This is a genomic window from Bradyrhizobium sp. TM239, assembly GCF_036247985.1.
GTDB lineage: Bacteria > Pseudomonadota > Alphaproteobacteria > Rhizobiales > Xanthobacteraceae > Bradyrhizobium > Bradyrhizobium ottawaense.
This window is the reverse complement of sequence record NZ_BTIR01000007.1, coordinates 143,596-160,092: the sequence shown is the minus strand read 5'-3', so window position 1 is coordinate 160,092 and position 16,497 is coordinate 143,596. Positions and strand designations below refer to the sequence as shown.

Sequence of the window (16,497 nt, the reverse complement as noted above, 5' to 3'; positions counted from 1 at the left end):
CTCGTCCTGCGACTATCGCAGGGCGAGCCTTGGAGGGTAACGACCCCGCTGCCGGGCCGAGATCTTTCCTCAATTCTTCGGCGGGCTGAAATCGAGTGGCGGCGGCAGCTCGATGTCCGGAATTTCGATCTTGATCTTGTCCAGATCCACCTTCCTCGGAGCGTCCAGCAGCCCGGTGACCGTGATCGGGAATGCGATGACGACCGCAACCATGATCGCCTGCAGGCCGATCCAGGGCATCGCGCCCCAATAGATGTCCGAGCTCTTGACCTCCTTCGGCGCCACGCCCCGCAGATAGAACAAGGCGAAGCCGAAGGGGGGATGCAGGAAGGAGGTCTGCATGTTGACGCAGAGCATGACACCGAACCAGATCAAGGCGGCATCCGCCCCCACCACAGGGGTGAGCAGCTTCTGCGCGATCGGCGCGATCATCGGGATGATGATGAAGGCGATCTCGAAGAAGTCGAGGAAGAAGGCGATGAAGAAGATGAACAGGTTCATGAAGATCAGGAATCCCCAGACCCCGCCCGGCAGCGATGTCAGCATGTGCTCCAGCCAGACACCACCGTTGCAACCGAGGAAGACGATCGAGAAGCAGGTCGATCCGATCAGGATGAACGTCACCATGCAGGTGATGCGCATCGTGGTCTCGTAGCCCTGCTTGACCAGGGTGCGCAGGTCCGGAATCCTGACCGCCTCGATGCAGACCCAGGCGACGGCGAGATAGGCAATCGCGAAGGCGATCTTGAACGCCAGATTCGGCGTGAAGTAGATGCCGATGATGGTGCCGACACCCGCCGCCGCAACGCCGACGAGCAATATCTTGCGGCCGGCCAAGCTGAAATCCTTGTGATGGATGACGGCAAGGACGATCGCGCCGACGGCGCCCATCGCGCCTGCTTCGGTCGGGGTGGCCAGGCCCAGCATCATCGTGCCGAGCACCACGAAGATCAGAACGGCGGACGGGATGATGCCCAAAAGGCATTTGCGCCAGAGCGCCCAGCCCTTGAGCGTCCTTGCTTCCTTGGGCACGGCCGGGACGTGGCCCGGCTTGATCACGCTCAGCGCAAACGTGTAGCCGGCGAACAGTGCGATCTGGAGGATCGAGGGGCCCCAGGCGCCCAGATACATATCGCCGACCGACTTCCCGAGCTGGTCCGCGAGCACGATCAGAACCAGCGAGGGAGGCACCAGCTGGGTAATGGTGCCGGAGGCTGCGAGCACGCCGGTGATGTAGCGCATATTGTAGCCGTACCGGATCATCACCGGCATCGAGATCAGCGCCATCGCAATGACCTGCGCCGCCACGGTGCCCGTGATGGCACCGAGGATGAAGCCGACGATGATCACGGAATAGCCGAGGCCGCCGCGAATGGGGCCGAACAACTGCCCCATTGAATCCAGCATATCCTCGGCGAGGCCGCATCGTTCGAGGATCGAGCCCATGAACGTGAAGAAAGGAATTGCCAGCAGCAGCTCGTTGGCCAGAACGCTGCCGTAGATGCGCTCCGGGATGGCCTGGAGGAAGCTGAACCCGAAAAATCCCTCATGGATCGCGAGAAATCCGAACGAAAGCCCGAGAGCGGCCAGCGTGAAGGCGACCGGAAATCCGATCAGCATGGCCAGGACCAGCCCGCCGAACATCATCGGCGGCATCATTTCAATCGTGATCATTGGGTCGGCCGCTCGTATTTCGCATCGATCGTGACTTCACCACGCAAGGCCGCAATGCGTTTGATGGCCTCCGAGACGCCTTGCAAAGCCAGCATGAAGAATCCCGCCGGCAGGACAAATTTGATCGGCCACCGGAGGAGGCCGCCGGCATTGTTGGACATTTCGCCGATGATGAACGAGTTGTGGAACATCGCCCATGAGAGGTAGCTGAGGAGCAGGCACGCCGGGACGAGGAAAACCAATGTCCCGATCAGGTCGAGCCACAGCTGGCCGCGTTCGGAAAGCATGAGGTACATGATTTCGACGCGGACATGCTCGTTACGCTTGAAAGTATAGGACGAGCCGAACATCACGACGACGGCGAACATATACCACTGCGTCTCGAGCCAGCTGTTGGAGCTGTAGCTGAAGGCATACCGGATCATCGCATTTGCAGCGCTGACCACGCAGGCTGCGAGCACCAGAATGTTGCAGACGTTGCCGACCTTTTCGTTCAGCCAGTCGATAGCTGTACTCACCGCCAACAATGGGCGCATCGATATCTTTTCCCCGCTCGCTGAGTGCTGCCCCCAAACGAGCAGGACCATGGTGCTGCGTCAGCAGCCTCCATTTCTGCGCGGGAGCTGGTTCACCCTCCTGATGCTTCCGCTCGTTCTTGTTGTCGGTTTTCGCCGAGACATGCTCCGGTCTCAGCGGCGCGTGAAGCAAGGCACCTTTACCGTCAGCAATTTCGGGGTCAACAAAAAAAATGGACAACTTGCCGCAGCGCCCTCAAAAATGGGTCGCTGTGTCCAATTTGGTCGCTCTACGCGGGGCAGCTAGCAATCCGGCTCTCGGACGGATTGCCCTTGACGAGGCGCTTAACCCTCGACGTCGTACTGCTTGCAGAGGTGATCGCCGATCTGGACGAGCATGGCGACGCATTCAGGGTAGCCGGGCCGATCCGAGGTGGCCCGATCCGCGCTGGCTCGAAACTCCCAGGAATCACCGTCGCGGAGGATCGAAATTATCATTCCATCGGGACAGTCGGCGTGAACCTTCAATTCGGCCTTCGCCATGGCGATCAGTTCGCTTTCGGTCTTCGCAGGTCTGCTCATGAAGTCAGTCTCCGTCTCGGGATAGAACTTTAGTTGTATCTGCCAAACCCATCAAACAAGTCTTTCCGATAAACCGGCTCCCCGCATTGGGATAGCGCAATCCCTTCCGGTCCGCTTCCGTCAGCGACGGGGATCACTCCCGGAGAGGCGTCGGGCAAAACACCCGGTCAAGCCCTTGGCGCAAAAATATTCCACTTTCCCGAATTTCGGATTTGTGGCATACCCTCGCCCATCCCGGCCTCTGCCAAAGGGCGCTTCGCGATCGTCACGAGATGCGGGCCGGGTGGCGGTGGACGCGGTAGCGCCGGCGCGGCTCAGCATGATGACAGGGCGGGCAACCGTGAGTCCTCAGGCGACGCGATACGACACGGCGCGGTCACAGCGGTTTCGTCGAGGCCTGGGGGCGAGCACACGCAAGCCCTCGGGTATTCCGGCGGGATCGTCCGCGGACGGAGAAGTCGTGTGGTCCTGACGCCCGGGGTCTGTGCGTCAAGGCTTGCGGTGATGCGGCGACCCGACCGGGCACGCGCATCAGCCATCCGCAAGGCGACGGGGGCAATAGTGCAACGCTCCCCGAGGAGAGCACGAAGGACACCGTTAAAACCATCCGCGCAGGGAAGGCCGGGCGACCGGCACACCTGTGGTCCACCCCGTGTGCATCTTCGTCGCGCACGGACTTGCGGGTGCCGCCGGCGCCCGGCCTTCCCTGCGCCCTTTGGCCTTCAAGGAGCGCGAACGACAGCAAGCCTCGGGCGAAACACGCCGCGAGACTGCGAAGGCGTGTCTGCAAGTTGAGCTGAAAGCGGAGGATTCCGACGATGCACCTTGCGCTGTCATTGCGAAGAACTCTTGCGACGAAGCAATCCAGCAAGGCCGTAGGATGGGTAGAGCTCTTGCGAAACCCATCATGTATCGGCGCAAAACAGGGCACGATGGGTTTCGCTTTCGCTCTACCCATCCTACGAAGTCCCCTCTTGTGCCCCGGACGCGGCGCAGCGCCCCTTAGCGGTGCGCTGCAGAGCCGGGGCCCATGTCGCAGCAGTGCGCGGGGCGACGCTGGGTCCCGGCTCTGCGCCGCAACGCATCCGCGTTGCAGCTTGTCCGGGACACGAGCGTGGCCTACGCCGCCGCGCGCTGCCGCGCGACCAGCGCTTCGCCAAAGGCCTCGAACAGCTTGCGGTTGACCGGATTGCGCTGGGGATCGTATTCGGCGTGCCATTGCACGCCGAGCGCGAAGGTCGGGGCTTCCGCGATCCGGATCGCCTCGATGGTGCCGTCCTCGGCGACGCCCTCGATCAGCACGCGCTTGCCGGGATCGAGGATGCCCTGGCCGTGCAGCGAATTGACCCTGATCTTCTCGCAGCCGAGCAGTTTTGCGAACGCCCCGCCCGGCGTCAGCTCGACGTCGTGACGGTCGGCGAACACCACGGTCGGATCGGGGTGGATCTCGCCATTCTCGAGCCGGGGCATGCGATGGTTCATGCGGCCGGGAATCTCGCGGATCTCGGGATGCAGCGAGCCGCCGAAGGCGACGTTCATCTCCTGGAGGCCGCGGCAGATGCCGAACAGCGGCACGCCGCGGGCGACGCAGGCGACCGAAAGCGCCAGCGCCACCTCGTCGCGATGGATATCGTACGGCTCGTGGCGCTCGCACGGGTCGACATTGAAGCGGGTCGGATGGACGTTGGCGCGGGCGCCGGTGAGCACGATGCCGTCGACCACGTCGAGCAGCGCGCCGATATCGGTGATATCAGGCGCGCCCGCGAACATCATCGGCAGGCCACCGGAAACCTCGGCCACGGCGCGCAAATTGCGCTCGCCGACCATCTGGACCTGAAATCGATTTTCGACGCGATGGGCATTCCCGATCACGCCGACGACCGGCTTTCTCATCTGTCGTTCCGCGCCTCGCCGATAAGAAGATTCTCCAAACATGCCCTTGGGCTGGAACAAATTCAACAGAAGGGATCGCGGGACGGCAATGCTATTTTCGCGCAAATGCCTCCCGGGCCTCGCCCCCGGCGGGCAGCCCGGCGGCCTGCAATGCGGTTGCCGCCGGATCGCCCGGGGCGGCCAGCCAGGGCAGTTTCGCATCGATGCCGCGCGTCACGGGCTCTCCGAGCACCCCACCGAAATCGATCGGCCAGAACCCGTTGGGCACGACCTCGACCGTGAGGCCACGGACCGCATAGCCCTGGCCCAGAACCGCCTCCGCATGGTCGCCGGCGACAAGGCGCGCCGTGTTGGGATCGTGGGGATCGCCAAAGCTCACGAGCACCGGCACGAGGTCTGCCTGCACCGGGACAACGCCGGTCTGCCGGTGGATATCGTTGAACGAGACGCGGTTGCCGCGCGCGGCGCCATAGGCACGGAGCGCGACATAGTTGATGTCGTCGAAGTCCAGCTTGGCGTCCTGCCGGTGCGCCAGCAATGCCACCAGATTCTTGCCTTTGGCGCCGTCTTGGCCGAGGTCGACGAACACGGCCTCTCCGCGCATCGTGGTGCGGCCGCCGCGGTTATAGTTGCGGTCCGGCACGACGGCCAGAACGCCGGATCCGGCCTTGATCCCGTCAGGCGTCGTGACCTCGACCGTGAGACGAAATTTGTGGCCGGGCCGGTTGATCCGGATCTGGTCGCCGACCACGAGCACGGCCAGAAGCCCGAGCAGACCGGCCCATTTGCTGATGAAGCTCAAACCGCCCCCATTGCTCTTTGCTCATCGCTCTGCACCGTCGGCGCGCCGACGTCAAACCAGCGCGTTGACGCGGCCTTGATCCGAAGCGCGTTTGCCCGGAGAGTGCAGCGCGCATTGCGCTGAAAAGGACCCGATGTGACCATGTCTAGAGATGAACGCTCCCGGACCCGCGGCGACCTCGCCTGGGCGATCTCGGTCGGGGGTATCGGCGTCGTGCTGTTCACCGCGCTGCTCGCCTTCACCTGGTATTTCGCCGCCACCCTGCTGCTGATCTTCACCGGCATGCTGCTCGGTCTCGGCCTCAACGCGCTGACGGGCGCGCTCGGCCGCCGTGTGCCCCTGCCGCATCCGGTGCGGCTCGCGATCGTCTGCACCGCGCTCGCCCTGATGCTGGCCGGCATCGCCTATCTCGGCGGCGCCACCATCGCCGAACAGGCATCGCTGCTGAGCAAGACCATCAAGTCGCAGATCGGAAATGTGAAGTCCTTCCTGGACAGCCACGGTATCGACACCAGCTTCTTCGATTTCGGCAACGGCGCGACCGATTCCTCGGCCAATACGCCGTCGGAGGCGGCACCCGCACCGGCTGCGCCCTCGCGCGGTCCCCTGCCCGGCGCGGGCGCGCTGGCCTCCAGCGGCGGGGCAATCGTGAGCCAGACCTTCAAGCTGCTGCTCGGCACCATCCACGGTGTGGGCAACATCTTCATCGTGCTGTTCCTGGGCTTCGCCTTCGCCGCCCAGCCCGCCGTCTATCACGACGGCCTGCTGTTCCTGGCGCCGGCCAGGCATCGCACCCGCGTCGCCCTCATCATCGATCGCACAGCTGAGACTCTGGAGCGCTGGCTGATCGCGCAGATCATCGTGATGCTCGCGGTCGGCGTGGTGACCTGGATCGGGCTTGCCATTATTGGCATCCCCAGCTCGTTCATCCTGGGAATTCAGGCCGGCCTGCTCGCCTTCATCCCGACCATCGGAGCCATCATCGCGGGCGTCGTCGTGGTGCTGGCGAGCCTCGCCTCGGGCTGGATCCCGGCGCTATCGGCCTTTCTGCTCTTCATGGGCGTGCACGCCATGGAGAGCTACGTGCTGACGCCGATCCTGCAGCGGCAGGCGCTGGACATCCCGCCGGCCACCCTGTTCGCGTTCCAGATCGTGCTCGGCGTCGTGTTCGGCATCTGGGGCCTCGCGCTAGCCCTGCCGCTGGTCGCCATCGCCAAGGTCATGATCGACCATTTCAAGACGTATGAGGCGCCGCCGCTGGCGGAGGCAGCGTGACTCTCAGGTCGTCAGCACGGTCTCGGTGTGCTCGACCTCCGGGGGCGAGGCGAAATACTGGCCGACGAGGCCGCGCCATTCGGTGAAATTCTCCGAGCCGCGGAAATCGACGGTGTGGTTCTCCAGCGTCGCCCATTTCACCATCAGCCGGTAGCGCTGCGGCTTCTCGATCGATTTGTGCAGCTCGAAGCCGTGAAAGCCCTTGGAACGGCCGAAGGCGGCCTTGGCCTTGGCGACAGCGGCCTCGAAGTCCTTCTCGCTGCCCGGCTTGACGTCGATTTGCGCGATCTCGGTGATCATCGGTTTCCACCCTTTTTGTTCGATGGGCGTGTCTAGCGCAGGCAGCAAAAAAGAAAAAGGCGCCGAAACGGCGCCCTGGTCGGCCAAAAAATGCAGATCTCTCAGATCAGCAGCAGAGCGGTGCCCGCCACGATCAGGGCGCAGCCGATGAACAGCGCGAGCGGCCAGTAGCTGCGGCGGCCTTGCGTGTAACGCCCCTGTGCGCGGCGCTCGGTGATCAGCGCGCTCTCGTATTCGTCCGCGGTCGAGAACAGACAGGCGAAACCGCTGCGTGCCGAGGCCGCAGCGGCTTCGAGCGACATCAGGGCAGCTTGCGGGTTCTGTCGACGGATCGATTCCATGACCGCAATGGTAGGGATCGAATGGTAAACAGGGGATTACCGCGGGTGCTGCCTCGCGTCTCAGGCGGTGGCCGGACGCGGCTGCGGCGCACTGATCCGCGCGGCGCTCTGGCGGCGCCAATTCTCCAGCGACAGCGGCAGCTCCTCCGCCGCCTCGACGCGGTTACGGCCGCCACGCTTGGCCTGGTAGAGTGCGGTGTCGGCCGAAGCCAGCAGCACCTCGAGCTCGGTGCCGGCGGGCCCGCCGGCGACGCCGATGCTGACGGTGGTGTCGACCGGGCCTTCATCGACCACGACGCCGGACGTCTCGAACGCCTCGCGCACACGCTCGGCGACCAGCACGCCCTCCTCCAGCGAACACGGCAGCAGCGCTGCGAACTCCTCGCCGCCGATACGGCCCGACATGTCGGTGATGCGCAGATTACTGACGACGACGGTCGAGAACAGCTTCAGCATCTCGTCGCCAGCGGGGTGGCCGAAGCGGTCGTTGATCGACTTGAAGTGATCGATGTCGAAAATCATCACGGTGACGGGACGTCCGGCCTTGGCCTCGCGCTCGATCACGCGGCCGCAGGCTTCCGAGAAGCCGCGGCGGTTGAGCATGCCGGTCAGGGGATCGGTCGACGCGGCGGTGCGGTGCGCGGTCACGGTGCGCTCCGACACCAGCATGAAGATCACGAACACGGTGCCGACGGCGTAGAGGATCAGCTCGACCGCGAACACGGTGACCCAGATGCTCGACGAGAAGCCGGCATCGTGCGGACGCAGGAAGCTGCCGATCAGGACCGGCAGCATCAACACGCAGCCATGCATCACTGGCATCACGAAGGCCGGCCAGCGCCGCTGCACGCTCTTGCGCCGTTCGGTCCAGAGCTCGCTGGCGGTCAGTGCCGCGTAAACCGAGACGATGCCGGCGCCGATGATCATCCGAAACATGGATGCCTCGGGGTCGAGCACCGTGACGGCGGCGACCCAGGCCAGCGCACCGAGCACGAGGCCGGGCCAGTTCGGCTTGCGGCCGTGGAAGACGCGCGCCGCATTCCACACCATGCCGCAGGCGACGAAGCCGACGGCATTTAAAGCCAGATAGAGATGCGGGCCCAGCCGGTCGCCGGCCGCGGTCCACAGCGCGACGGAGGCGGCACCGAGCAGATAGGCGGTGCCCCACCATTTCAGGGCAGGACTGTTCTCCTGCCTGCCGAAGAATACCATCATGGCGCCGAGCAGTGCGGCAACCATGGTGGCAACCAAATAGAGCGTGATGCTATCGAGCGACATCATGTCGGCCCCCTCTTAGACATAGCAGTTACGCGATCGGCCCAGCCGACTTGCGCGCCCTTCCAGATGCGACGCTATGTCCCGCGAGTTCCATTCAGGTTTTCGCGCGAGCCCAAGTTTTCGGGAAACACGCCATCAATTTGCATACAAACGAACAACAAAAAGGGCGCTGAAATCAGCGCCCTTTTGCATCTCATTGAAGCCGCTTTCGCGGCGAATGTGACGAAAGCGATTAACGCTTCGAGAACTGGAAGGACCGGCGGGCCTTGGCCTTGCCGTACTTCTTGCGCTCGACCACGCGGGAGTCGCGGGTCAGGAAGCCGCCCTTCTTGAGCACGCTTCGCAGCTCCGGCTCGAAATAGGTCAGCGCCTTGGAGATGCCGTGACGGACCGCGCCGGCCTGGCCGGACAGGCCGCCGCCGGCAACCGTGCAGATCACGTCGTACTGGCCCGAACGCTGGGCCACGGAGAACGGCTGCTCGATCATCATGCGCAGCACGGGACGGGCGAAATAGACCTCGACCTCGCGCGAGTTGACGGTGACCTTGCCGGCGCCCGGCTTGATCCAGACGCGGGCGACCGCGTCCTTGCGCTTGCCGGTGGCATAGGCGCGGTTGAACTTGTCGACCTTCTTCTCGTGCTTGGGCGCATCGGGCGCCGCCGCCGTCTTGAGCTGCGAGAGCTGGTCGAGCGACTGGATGGATTCGGCCATGTTATGCGGCCCTCGTGTTCTTGCGGTTCAACTTGGCGATGTCGATCTTCTCGGGCTGCTGCGCCTCGTGCGGATGATCGGCCCCGCCGTAGACACGGAGGTTGCCCATCTGCACGCGACCGAGCGGGCCACGCGGGATCATGCGCTCGACGGCCTTCTCGAGCACGCGCTCGGGATGCTTGCCCTCGAGGATCTGGCGCGCGGTGCGCTCCTTGATGTGGCCGACATAGCCGGTGTGCTTGTAATAGGTCTTCTGCTCGCGCTTGCGGCCGGTGAGGACCGCATGCTGCGCATTGATGATGATGACGTTGTCGCCGCAATCAACGTGCGGGGTGTAGGTCGGGAGGTGCTTGCCGCGCAGGCGCATGGCGACGATGGTGGCGAGGCGGCCGACGACCAGACCCTTGGCGTCGATCAGCACCCACTTCTTCGTCACCTCAGCCGGCTTTGCCGAAAAGGTTTTCATGTCAGAGTTTCCGTGGACGGGGAGCATCGGCGCGAACACCGCGCCGGACTGCGCGGTTTTCTAGAGAAGAGACGCGCAACGGTCAATGCCCGAAGACGGAAATTAGCACCGCAATATCAATGGCTTAAAAATATGGTGCTATATTACCTGCAAAAAGCTCAAACATTTGGAATGGAATAGGTCGAGGTGACATGGGCGATCGGATCGGGCGAGGTGCCGGACAACAGTTTTACCTCCCCGACCGCCAGCCGCTTGCCGAGCTTGAGCAGCCGCGCCTCCGCCAGCACGTCCTGCCCGGGCCCGCCCTTGCGCAGGAAGTTGATGTTGAGATTGGTGGTCACGGCGAGCCCGACCGGCCCGATCGCAGACAGCAGCACCACGTACATCGCGAAATCGGCAAGTGCCATCAGCGTCGGCCCGGACACGGTTCCGCCCGGCCGCAGCATCCTTTCGCTGTAGCGCTGGCGCAAAAGGCAGGTCTGGCCGTCCGCGCTTTCAATCGTGATGTCGTCGCCGCTGAACGCCTGGGGAAACTCGTGGCGGAGGAACTGCTCGACCTCTGCCACGCTCATTTTCGCTAACGCCATGCTGTTCCCCACCCTCGCTTCACCTGCCCTGTTACATTAAGTTATCTGCGTCATTCAAATGCAATAATCCAACGGAAACGCTTCGATGTCCGCCCAGGCTGCCCGCGCCCCCTCCCCGGAACCGCCGATCCTGCTGCGCGAGACCGTAGGCCCGATCGCCGTCCTGACGCTGAACCGCCCGGCCGCGCGCAACAGCCTGTCGGCGGCGATGATCGCCAGCCTGCATGCGGAGCTCAACGAGATCCGCGATGACAAGGCCGTCCGCGGCGTCGTGATCGCCGCCAACGGCCCCGCCTTCTCCGCCGGCCACGACATGAAGGAGCTGACCGCGCGCCGCACTGACCCCGATCGCGGCCGCGCCTTCTTCGCCGAGATGATGACCGCCTGCAGCGCGATGATGCAGGCCATCGTGCACCTGCCCAAGCCCGTGGTGGCGGCCGTCCAGGGCATCGCGACCGCGGCCGGCTGCCAGCTCGTGGCAAGCTGCGATCTCGCCATCGCCTCGGAGGACGCCAAGTTCGCGACGCCCGGCGTCGACATCGGCCTGTTCTGCTCGACGCCGATGGTGGCGCTGTCGCGCAACGTGCCGCGCAAGCAGGCCATGGAGATGCTGCTGACGGGCGAGCCTGTCACGGCCGCGCGCGCCCGCGAGATCGGCCTCATCAACCGCGTGGTCCCCGCCGGCACCGAACTCGGCGCCGCGATCGAGCTCGCGCAGCAGGTCGCGCTGAAATCCGCCTATACCGTCAAGCTCGGCAAGGAAGCCTTCTATCGTCAGGCCGAGATGAGCCTTGCGGAGGCCTATCGCTATGCGGCAGAGGTGATGACCGAGAACATGATGGCGCGCGACGCCGAGGAAGGCATCGGCGCCTTCATCGAGAAGCGCACGCCGACATGGCGGGATGAGTGAAACACCAGCATCGTCATTCCGGGGCGGCTCGCAGAGCCGAACTATGGTGCGCCCCGGAATGACGGAAAGAAAAAGATGAACCACGACGCCTATCCCGACAATTACATCCGCGCCATCCTCAATGGCGTGAAGTCGATCGCGATGGTCGGCGCCTCGCCGGTCAACGTGCGGCCGAGCTATTTCGCGTTCAAATATCTGGCGCAGCGCGGCTACGACATGATCCCGGTCAACCCCGGCCATGTCGGTAAGGAGCTGCTCGGAAAGCCGTTCGTTGCCTCGCTCTCCGACATCGGCCGTCCCGTCGACATGATCGACATCTTTCGCAATTCCAGCCACATCATGCCTGTCGTCGAGGAAGCGCTCACGCTCGATCCGCTGCCGAAGGTGATCTGGATGCAGCTTGGCGCACGTGACGACGTGGCGGCAGCGAAAGCCGAGTCGGTCGGTATCAAGGTGGTGATGAACCGCTGCCCCAAGATCGAATATGGCCGTCTGTCGTCCGAGATCTCCTGGATGGGCGTGAATTCGCGCACGCTCAGCTCCAAGCGCCCGCCGGCACCGACGCAAGGCATGCGGCTATCTCTCAATCGGATGAGCGTCGGCGGCGGCGACACCGCAGCGTCCGATCGCGCGGCAAAAAACAAGAGCGAGCAAAGCTGACGCAATCGCGAGGGATTCGTTTCGCCTACGCGACAATGCGTAGCAGGATCATTCCCAAATGATCTTGATGTGAAGCGCCGCCTTGACGGGAAGCGCGGCGCCCATCAGCATGCCGCGCGATTTCAGACCAAGAGAACAGGACGCCCTCAATGAGCGATCGCCTTCCGGGATTTTCAACCCTCGCCGTGCATGCCGGTGCACAGCCCGACCCCACCACCGGTGCGCGCGCGACCCCGATTTATCAAACGACCTCATTCGTGTTCAACGATGCCGACCACGCCGCCTCGCTGTTCGGCCTGCAGGCGTTCGGCAACATCTATACGCGCATCGGCAATCCCACCAACGCGGTGCTGGAAGAGCGCGTCGCCGCGCTCGAAGGCGGCACGGCCGCGCTGGCGGTGGCCTCGGGCCATGCCGCGCAGGTCGTGGTATTGCAGCAATTGATGCAGCCCGGCGACGAGTTCATCGCGGCACGCAAGCTCTATGGCGGCTCGATCAACCAGTTCACGCACGCCTTCAAGAGCTTCGGCTGGAACGTGGTGTGGGCCGATCCCGACGACATCGCGAGCTTCGGGCGCGCGGTGACGCCGCGCACCAAAGCCATCTTCATCGAGTCCATCGCCAATCCGGCCGGCAGCATCACCGACATCGAGGCGATCTCGACGGTGGCGCGGAAGGCGGGCGTGCCGCTGATCGTCGACAACACGCTGGCCTCGCCTTACCTGATCCGCCCGATCGACCACGGCGCCGACATCGTCGTGCACTCGCTGACGAAGTTCCTGGGCGGCCACGGCAATTCGCTCGGCGGCATCATCGTCGATGCCGGTACGTTCGACTGGTCCACCGGCGGCAAATATCCGATGCTGTCGGAGCCGCGGCCGGAATATCACGGCATCCGCCTGCAGGAGACCTTTGGCAATTTCGCCTTCGCGATCGCCTGCCGCGTGCTCGGCCTGCGCGACCTCGGCCCTGCGCTGTCGCCGTTCAACGCCTTCATGATCCTGACCGGCATCGAGACCTTGCCGCTGCGCATGCAGAAGCAGTGCGACAATGCAAAGGCGGTCGCCGAATTCCTCGCCGGCCATCCGGCGGTGGCCTCGGTCAGCTACGCGGGCCTTGCGAGCGACAAGTATAACCAGCTCGCGCGCAAATACGCGCCGAGGGGCGCAGGCGCCGTGTTCACCTTCAGCCTGAAGGGCGGCTATGACGCCGGCGTCAACCTGGTGTCGAAGCTGCAGCTGTTCTCGCACCTGGCCAATGTCGGCGACACCCGCTCGCTGGTGATCCATCCGGCCTCCACCACGCACAGCCAGCTCGACGACGCCGCCAAGATCAAGTCCGGTGCCGGTCCCGACGTGGTGCGGCTCTCGATCGGCATCGAGGACAAGGAAGACCTGATCGCCGATCTGGAGCAGGCGCTGGGCACCTAGCATCAGCGTCATTCCGGGGCGCGCGAAGCGCGAACCCGGAATCTCGAAGTGAAACAATGACCTCTGGATTCCGGGTTCGGTGCTTTGCACCGCCCCGGAATGACAGGGTGCTGTTTTGCTCCCCGGTTAACAGTCATTAACCATATCTGCCGCATACATCATCCTTGGATCGCCCCTTTGATTCGGAGCTGACGATGCTGCGCTGGATGGTGCCTGCCCTTGCGGCGATGCTGACGGTTTCAAGCGCGCTCGCTGCGGACTTGCCGGCCACGCCGAAGCGGCGGGCCGTTGCACCACAGGAGCCGCCCAAGGTTTACGTCGAGACTGATCCGGATGCGCTGATCTCGCCGGCCTATGGTATCCGCAGCTACATCCGCAACCTGCCGGGCACGCCACTGCTCCCGGGGTCCCACACGCTGCCGGGCTATTACGGCCGTCCCTGGGATTACGACTATCAGGGCGCGTATTACGGCGGGAAGCAGGTCGACTATTTCTGGCGCCTGCCCTACGCGTGCGGCATCTACGGCTATTGCTGATCTGATCAGCCGGGCTGGCCAGCGGGAACCGCGCGCGGCTGCGCCTCTGCAGATTGCCGCGAAGCGAGCCGCTCCACCTGCATCACCGCGAGCATCAGCACGACGATCGCGACCGCCTGGTGCGACAGCGCGAGGTCGATCGGCACCTGGTTGAGCAGCGTGAGAATGCCGAGCACTGCCTGCAGGCTCACCGCCGCGAACAGCCAGAGCGCGCCGCTTGCCGCAGCACCCGCTCGTGAACGCACTGCGTCGATCGCATGCAGCGCGGCCAGCGCGAACAGCGCATAGGCGGTCATGCGGTGCTCGAACTGCACCGTCAGCACATTGTCGAACATGTTGCGCCACCAGGGCGTCTCGAACCACAGCCGCTCGGCCGAGGGAATGAACGCCCCGTCGATCTGCGGCCAGGTGTTGTAGGCGCGCCCCGCGCGCAGGCCCGCAACCAGCGCGCCGAAATAGATCTGCACGAACGTCACGACGAGCAGCAGCGCGCTCGTGAAGCGCAACCGCGCGGGCACCGCGATCTGCGGCCGCTCGGCAAGCCGCCGCACCGTCCAGACGATGCCCGCGAAGATCAGCAGCGCGAGCAGCAGATGCGTCGCCAACCGATATTGCGACACCTCGACCCGCTCGGTGAGACCCGAGGCGACCATCCACCAGCCGACCGCGCCCTGGAGCCCGCCGAGCGCGAACAGCAGCCACAGCCTGCGCTTCAATTCACCGGACAGGCCACCGCGCCACAGGAAGAACAGGAACGGCAAGAGATAGGCGACGCCAATGAAACGGCCGAGCAGCCGGTGGCTCCATTCCCACCAGAAAATCTGCTTGAACTCCGACAGGCTCATGCCCGCGTTGAGCTCGCGATATTGCGGGATCCTCTTGTAGGCCTCGAACGCCTCGGTCCACTGCGCCTCCGAGAGCGGCGGCACGCTGCCCGTCACCGGCTTCCATTCGACGATCGAGAGGCCGGATTCCGTCAGCCGCGTCGCGCCGCCGACCAGCACCATCAGCGCAATCAGCGCGGCGACGGAGATCAGCCACCAGCGCACGGCGCGATGCGGCTCGGACGGGGCGGAAATCGTCGTCATTCGGGGCAAAAACCAAGCTTGAACCGGACTGTGTGCCCCTTATAGTCCCCCGCTTCCGCAGCGCAAGTTACGCAAGAAAGCGCGACATCCGCCATGACGATCCGCACCCGCAAGTTCCTCGGCGCCATCCTGCTCCTGGTGCTGGCCACCGTCTGGGCGCTGCTCGGCATGGCGGCGGCGCAGATGCCGTGGATCGCCGAATCCGGCTGGCGGCAGGCGATCTATTACGTCGTGGTCGGCATGGGCTGGGTGTTGCCGGCGATGCCGATCGTGAGCTGGATGCAGCGGCCCGATCGCGTCAAGTCTGGCTCGTAGCGGTCGGCTTCACCGGCGCAAAGGCGACGCCTGACACCAGCACGCGCAGCATGCGCAGCGAGCGCACCCGGCCGTCCCAGGAAATCCGCGGCAGCGCGCGCAGATTGGTCCGCCCCTGTGCATCGACGATGCCCGGGATCGTCGACACCGCGCTGGCAAAGCCGGCCTCCTCCGCCATCATGACGTGGCTGCGCCGGAACGAGGTGCGATCGCCGAACGGAAAGGCCAGATGGCTGATGTCGCGGTGAAACGCCGATTCCGCGACCGCCTTGCCCATCGTCATCTCGCGCAGCGCTGCGGCATCCTTCATGTTGGCCAGAACAGGATAGTTGACCGTCGCGCTGCCGATCGTGACGAGCGGATCGGCGGCGAGCTTCGCCAGATCCTCCCAATCCATCGACGCTTCGCGCGAGAGCGCGGCGAGATCGATCCGGTAGCGCGTGCAGAGATCGGCGATCGCGACCGACAGTTCCGCCGGCGGCAGTGAACGCAGCCAGCTCTCGAGATGCGAGAACAGCGCCTGCTTCCCGGCATTGTCGGTGACGGTGAAACGCTGCTCCTTCTCGCCCATCATCAGGCTGATGCGGCTCTCGCGCGCGATCACCTGTTCAAGCCCGAGCCACCAGGCCTGTCCGACGCCGTCGGGAAACGCGGTGGGTACGTAGATCGTGAAGGGCACGGCGTGATGCGCCAGCACCGGGTAGGCAAAGTCGATCAGCTCCTTGTTCGCGCCGTCGAAAGTGAGCGCCACGAAACGCCGCTTCTCCGGCAGCGTCACCGCGCGCCGGCAGACCTCGTCCATGCCGAGAAAATCATAATTCCAGCGCTTCAAAGCGCGAATGGCGCGGTCGAGAAATTGCGGCGTGATCTCGTTCGCGCGCAGCGGCTGAAATCCGCCGCGCCGCCGTGGCCGCACCCGCGCAAAGCGCAGGATGGCGCCGGCACCGCGACTGCGCAGCGCGGCCTGGCCGGTGAACCAGGCCAGCTCGAGGCGCAGCCGTTCCAGCCATCTGTCGTCGGATGCCAATATCTTGACCCTTCGCGCCCTCAAGGCGCCCGTTCCCTCTCTATTGTCCTTACCCTTTGTTGACATTTCTTTGCAAAGGTCGGCCACAGGCCGAATTACGTCTATT

General features: G+C 64.4%; 19 protein-coding genes. 6 read left to right on the top strand and 13 right to left on the bottom strand.

Going from position 1 to position 16,497, the window contains the following annotated elements; translation table 11 throughout:
• Positions 1–69 precede the first annotated feature (69 nt).
• The 5 genes from AABA84_RS13325 to AABA84_RS13305 all read right to left on the bottom strand — a co-directional run bounded on the left by AABA84_RS13325 (position 70) and on the right by AABA84_RS13305 (position 5,466).
• Complete coding sequence (locus AABA84_RS13325) at positions 70–1,674, bottom strand: TRAP transporter large permease (RefSeq protein ID WP_212250779.1); 1,605 nt, start codon at positions 1,672–1,674, stop codon at positions 70–72.
• Entirely contained in the window at positions 1,671–2,210 is a 540-nt protein-coding gene (locus AABA84_RS13320; RefSeq protein ID WP_338307911.1) for a TRAP transporter small permease subunit, read from the bottom strand. The genes AABA84_RS13325 and AABA84_RS13320 overlap by 4 nt, the downstream gene beginning before the upstream one ends.
• 324 nt (positions 2,211–2,534) lie before the next feature.
• Positions 2,535–2,771, bottom strand: a complete 237-nt coding sequence (locus AABA84_RS13315; protein ID WP_338312261.1) for a hypothetical protein — start codon at positions 2,769–2,771, stop codon at positions 2,535–2,537.
• A 1,119-nt stretch (positions 2,772–3,890) separates the two neighbouring features.
• A complete protein-coding gene (locus tag AABA84_RS13310; protein WP_212244798.1) occupies positions 3,891–4,664 on the bottom strand; it encodes a gamma-glutamyl-gamma-aminobutyrate hydrolase family protein in 774 nt (257 codons plus the stop codon).
• 91 nt (positions 4,665–4,755) lie between these two features.
• Complete coding sequence (locus AABA84_RS13305; protein ID WP_338312260.1) at positions 4,756–5,466, bottom strand: hypothetical protein; 711 nt, start codon at positions 5,464–5,466, stop codon at positions 4,756–4,758.
• Positions 5,467–5,601: 135 nt separating this feature from the next.
• Between AABA84_RS13305 and AABA84_RS13300 the strand changes: the two genes are divergently transcribed.
• A complete protein-coding gene (locus AABA84_RS13300) occupies positions 5,602–6,741 on the top strand; it encodes an AI-2E family transporter (protein WP_212244802.1) in 1,140 nt (379 codons plus the stop codon).
• 3 nt (positions 6,742–6,744) lie between these two features.
• On the opposite strand, the gene AABA84_RS13295 is transcribed toward AABA84_RS13300, so the two are convergent.
• The 6 genes from AABA84_RS13295 to AABA84_RS13270 form a co-directional block, all read right to left on the bottom strand.
• A complete protein-coding gene (locus tag AABA84_RS13295; RefSeq protein ID WP_035673823.1) occupies positions 6,745–7,041 on the bottom strand; it encodes an antibiotic biosynthesis monooxygenase family protein in 297 nt (98 codons plus the stop codon).
• Between the two features lie 101 nt (positions 7,042–7,142).
• Positions 7,143–7,382 carry a hypothetical protein gene (locus tag AABA84_RS13290; protein WP_212244804.1) on the bottom strand — a complete coding sequence of 80 codons (240 nt, stop codon included), beginning with the start codon at positions 7,380–7,382 and terminating at the stop codon, positions 7,143–7,145.
• A 60-nt stretch (positions 7,383–7,442) separates the two neighbouring features.
• Positions 7,443–8,663, bottom strand: a complete 1,221-nt coding sequence (locus tag AABA84_RS13285; protein ID WP_212244805.1) for a GGDEF domain-containing protein — start codon at positions 8,661–8,663, stop codon at positions 7,443–7,445.
• 229 nt (positions 8,664–8,892) lie between these two features.
• Positions 8,893–9,372, bottom strand: coding sequence for a 30S ribosomal protein S9 (gene rpsI / locus AABA84_RS13280; protein WP_018320095.1), 480 nt, complete (start codon positions 9,370–9,372; stop codon positions 8,893–8,895).
• A 1-nt stretch (position 9,373) separates the two neighbouring features.
• Entirely contained in the window at positions 9,374–9,838 is a 465-nt protein-coding gene (rplM, locus tag AABA84_RS13275; protein ID WP_212244808.1) for a 50S ribosomal protein L13, read from the bottom strand.
• 158 nt (positions 9,839–9,996) lie between these two features.
• On the bottom strand, positions 9,997–10,425 hold the full coding sequence (locus tag AABA84_RS13270) for a PaaI family thioesterase (RefSeq protein WP_212244810.1): 429 nt from the start codon (positions 10,423–10,425) through the stop codon (positions 9,997–9,999).
• Positions 10,426–10,510: 85 nt separating this feature from the next.
• Between AABA84_RS13270 and AABA84_RS13265 the strand changes: the two genes are divergently transcribed.
• The 4 genes from AABA84_RS13265 to AABA84_RS13250 all read left to right on the top strand — a co-directional run bounded on the left by AABA84_RS13265 (position 10,511) and on the right by AABA84_RS13250 (position 13,961).
• Positions 10,511–11,335: an enoyl-CoA hydratase gene (locus AABA84_RS13265; protein ID WP_338312259.1), complete on the top strand. Its 825-nt coding sequence runs from the start codon at positions 10,511–10,513 to the stop codon at positions 11,333–11,335.
• Between the two features lie 75 nt (positions 11,336–11,410).
• Positions 11,411–11,995, top strand: a complete 585-nt coding sequence (locus tag AABA84_RS13260; protein WP_338307899.1) for a CoA-binding protein — start codon at positions 11,411–11,413, stop codon at positions 11,993–11,995.
• A 149-nt stretch (positions 11,996–12,144) separates the two neighbouring features.
• The gene (locus tag AABA84_RS13255; RefSeq protein ID WP_338312258.1) at positions 12,145–13,425 is read left to right on the top strand and encodes an O-acetylhomoserine aminocarboxypropyltransferase; all 1,281 of its coding nucleotides are present in this window, start codon (positions 12,145–12,147) and stop codon (positions 13,423–13,425) included.
• A 194-nt stretch (positions 13,426–13,619) separates the two neighbouring features.
• Positions 13,620–13,961, top strand: coding sequence for a hypothetical protein (locus AABA84_RS13250; protein WP_338312257.1), 342 nt, complete (start codon positions 13,620–13,622; stop codon positions 13,959–13,961).
• A 5-nt stretch (positions 13,962–13,966) separates the two neighbouring features.
• Here the strand turns inward: AABA84_RS13250 and AABA84_RS13245 are convergent, their stop codons facing one another.
• Positions 13,967–15,049: a COX15/CtaA family protein gene (locus tag AABA84_RS13245; RefSeq protein ID WP_212244819.1), complete on the bottom strand. Its 1,083-nt coding sequence runs from the start codon at positions 15,047–15,049 to the stop codon at positions 13,967–13,969.
• Between the two features lie 93 nt (positions 15,050–15,142).
• On the opposite strand from AABA84_RS13245, the gene AABA84_RS13240 reads away from it, so the two are divergent.
• Positions 15,143–15,364, top strand: a complete 222-nt coding sequence (locus AABA84_RS13240) for a DUF2842 domain-containing protein (RefSeq protein ID WP_018320088.1) — start codon at positions 15,143–15,145, stop codon at positions 15,362–15,364.
• Here AABA84_RS13240 and AABA84_RS13235 read toward each other — a convergent pair.
• Positions 15,348–16,391 carry a polysaccharide deacetylase family protein gene (locus AABA84_RS13235; RefSeq protein WP_338312285.1) on the bottom strand — a complete coding sequence of 348 codons (1,044 nt, stop codon included), beginning with the start codon at positions 16,389–16,391 and terminating at the stop codon, positions 15,348–15,350. The genes AABA84_RS13240 and AABA84_RS13235 overlap by 17 nt on opposite strands.
• Positions 16,392–16,497: the final 106 nt, after the last annotated feature.

Coding starts and splice junctions, on each gene's coding strand:
- AABA84_RS13325 (WP_212250779.1), bottom strand. CDS start 1,674: ATGATCACGATTGAAATGATGCCGCCGATGATGTTCGGCGGGCTGGTC.
- AABA84_RS13320 (WP_338307911.1), bottom strand. CDS start 2,210: ATGCGCCCATTGTTGGCGGTGAGTACAGCTATCGACTGGCTGAACGAA.
- AABA84_RS13315 (WP_338312261.1), bottom strand. CDS start 2,771: ATGAGCAGACCTGCGAAGACCGAAAGCGAACTGATCGCCATGGCGAAG.
- AABA84_RS13310 (WP_212244798.1), bottom strand. CDS start 4,664: ATGAGAAAGCCGGTCGTCGGCGTGATCGGGAATGCCCATCGCGTCGAA.
- AABA84_RS13295 (WP_035673823.1), bottom strand. CDS start 7,041: ATGATCACCGAGATCGCGCAAATCGACGTCAAGCCGGGCAGCGAGAAG.
- AABA84_RS13290 (WP_212244804.1), bottom strand. CDS start 7,382: ATGGAATCGATCCGTCGACAGAACCCGCAAGCTGCCCTGATGTCGCTC.
- AABA84_RS13285 (WP_212244805.1), bottom strand. CDS start 8,663: ATGATGTCGCTCGATAGCATCACGCTCTATTTGGTTGCCACCATGGTT.
- rpsI (WP_018320095.1), bottom strand. CDS start 9,372: ATGGCCGAATCCATCCAGTCGCTCGACCAGCTCTCGCAGCTCAAGACG.
- rplM (WP_212244808.1), bottom strand. CDS start 9,838: ATGAAAACCTTTTCGGCAAAGCCGGCTGAGGTGACGAAGAAGTGGGTG.
- AABA84_RS13270 (WP_212244810.1), bottom strand. CDS start 10,425: ATGGCGTTAGCGAAAATGAGCGTGGCAGAGGTCGAGCAGTTCCTCCGC.
- AABA84_RS13265 (WP_338312259.1), top strand. CDS start 10,511: ATGTCCGCCCAGGCTGCCCGCGCCCCCTCCCCGGAACCGCCGATCCTG.
- AABA84_RS13260 (WP_338307899.1), top strand. CDS start 11,411: ATGAACCACGACGCCTATCCCGACAATTACATCCGCGCCATCCTCAAT.
- AABA84_RS13255 (WP_338312258.1), top strand. CDS start 12,145: ATGAGCGATCGCCTTCCGGGATTTTCAACCCTCGCCGTGCATGCCGGT.
- AABA84_RS13250 (WP_338312257.1), top strand. CDS start 13,620: ATGCTGCGCTGGATGGTGCCTGCCCTTGCGGCGATGCTGACGGTTTCA.
- AABA84_RS13245 (WP_212244819.1), bottom strand. CDS start 15,049: ATGACGACGATTTCCGCCCCGTCCGAGCCGCATCGCGCCGTGCGCTGG.
- AABA84_RS13240 (WP_018320088.1), top strand. CDS start 15,143: ATGACGATCCGCACCCGCAAGTTCCTCGGCGCCATCCTGCTCCTGGTG.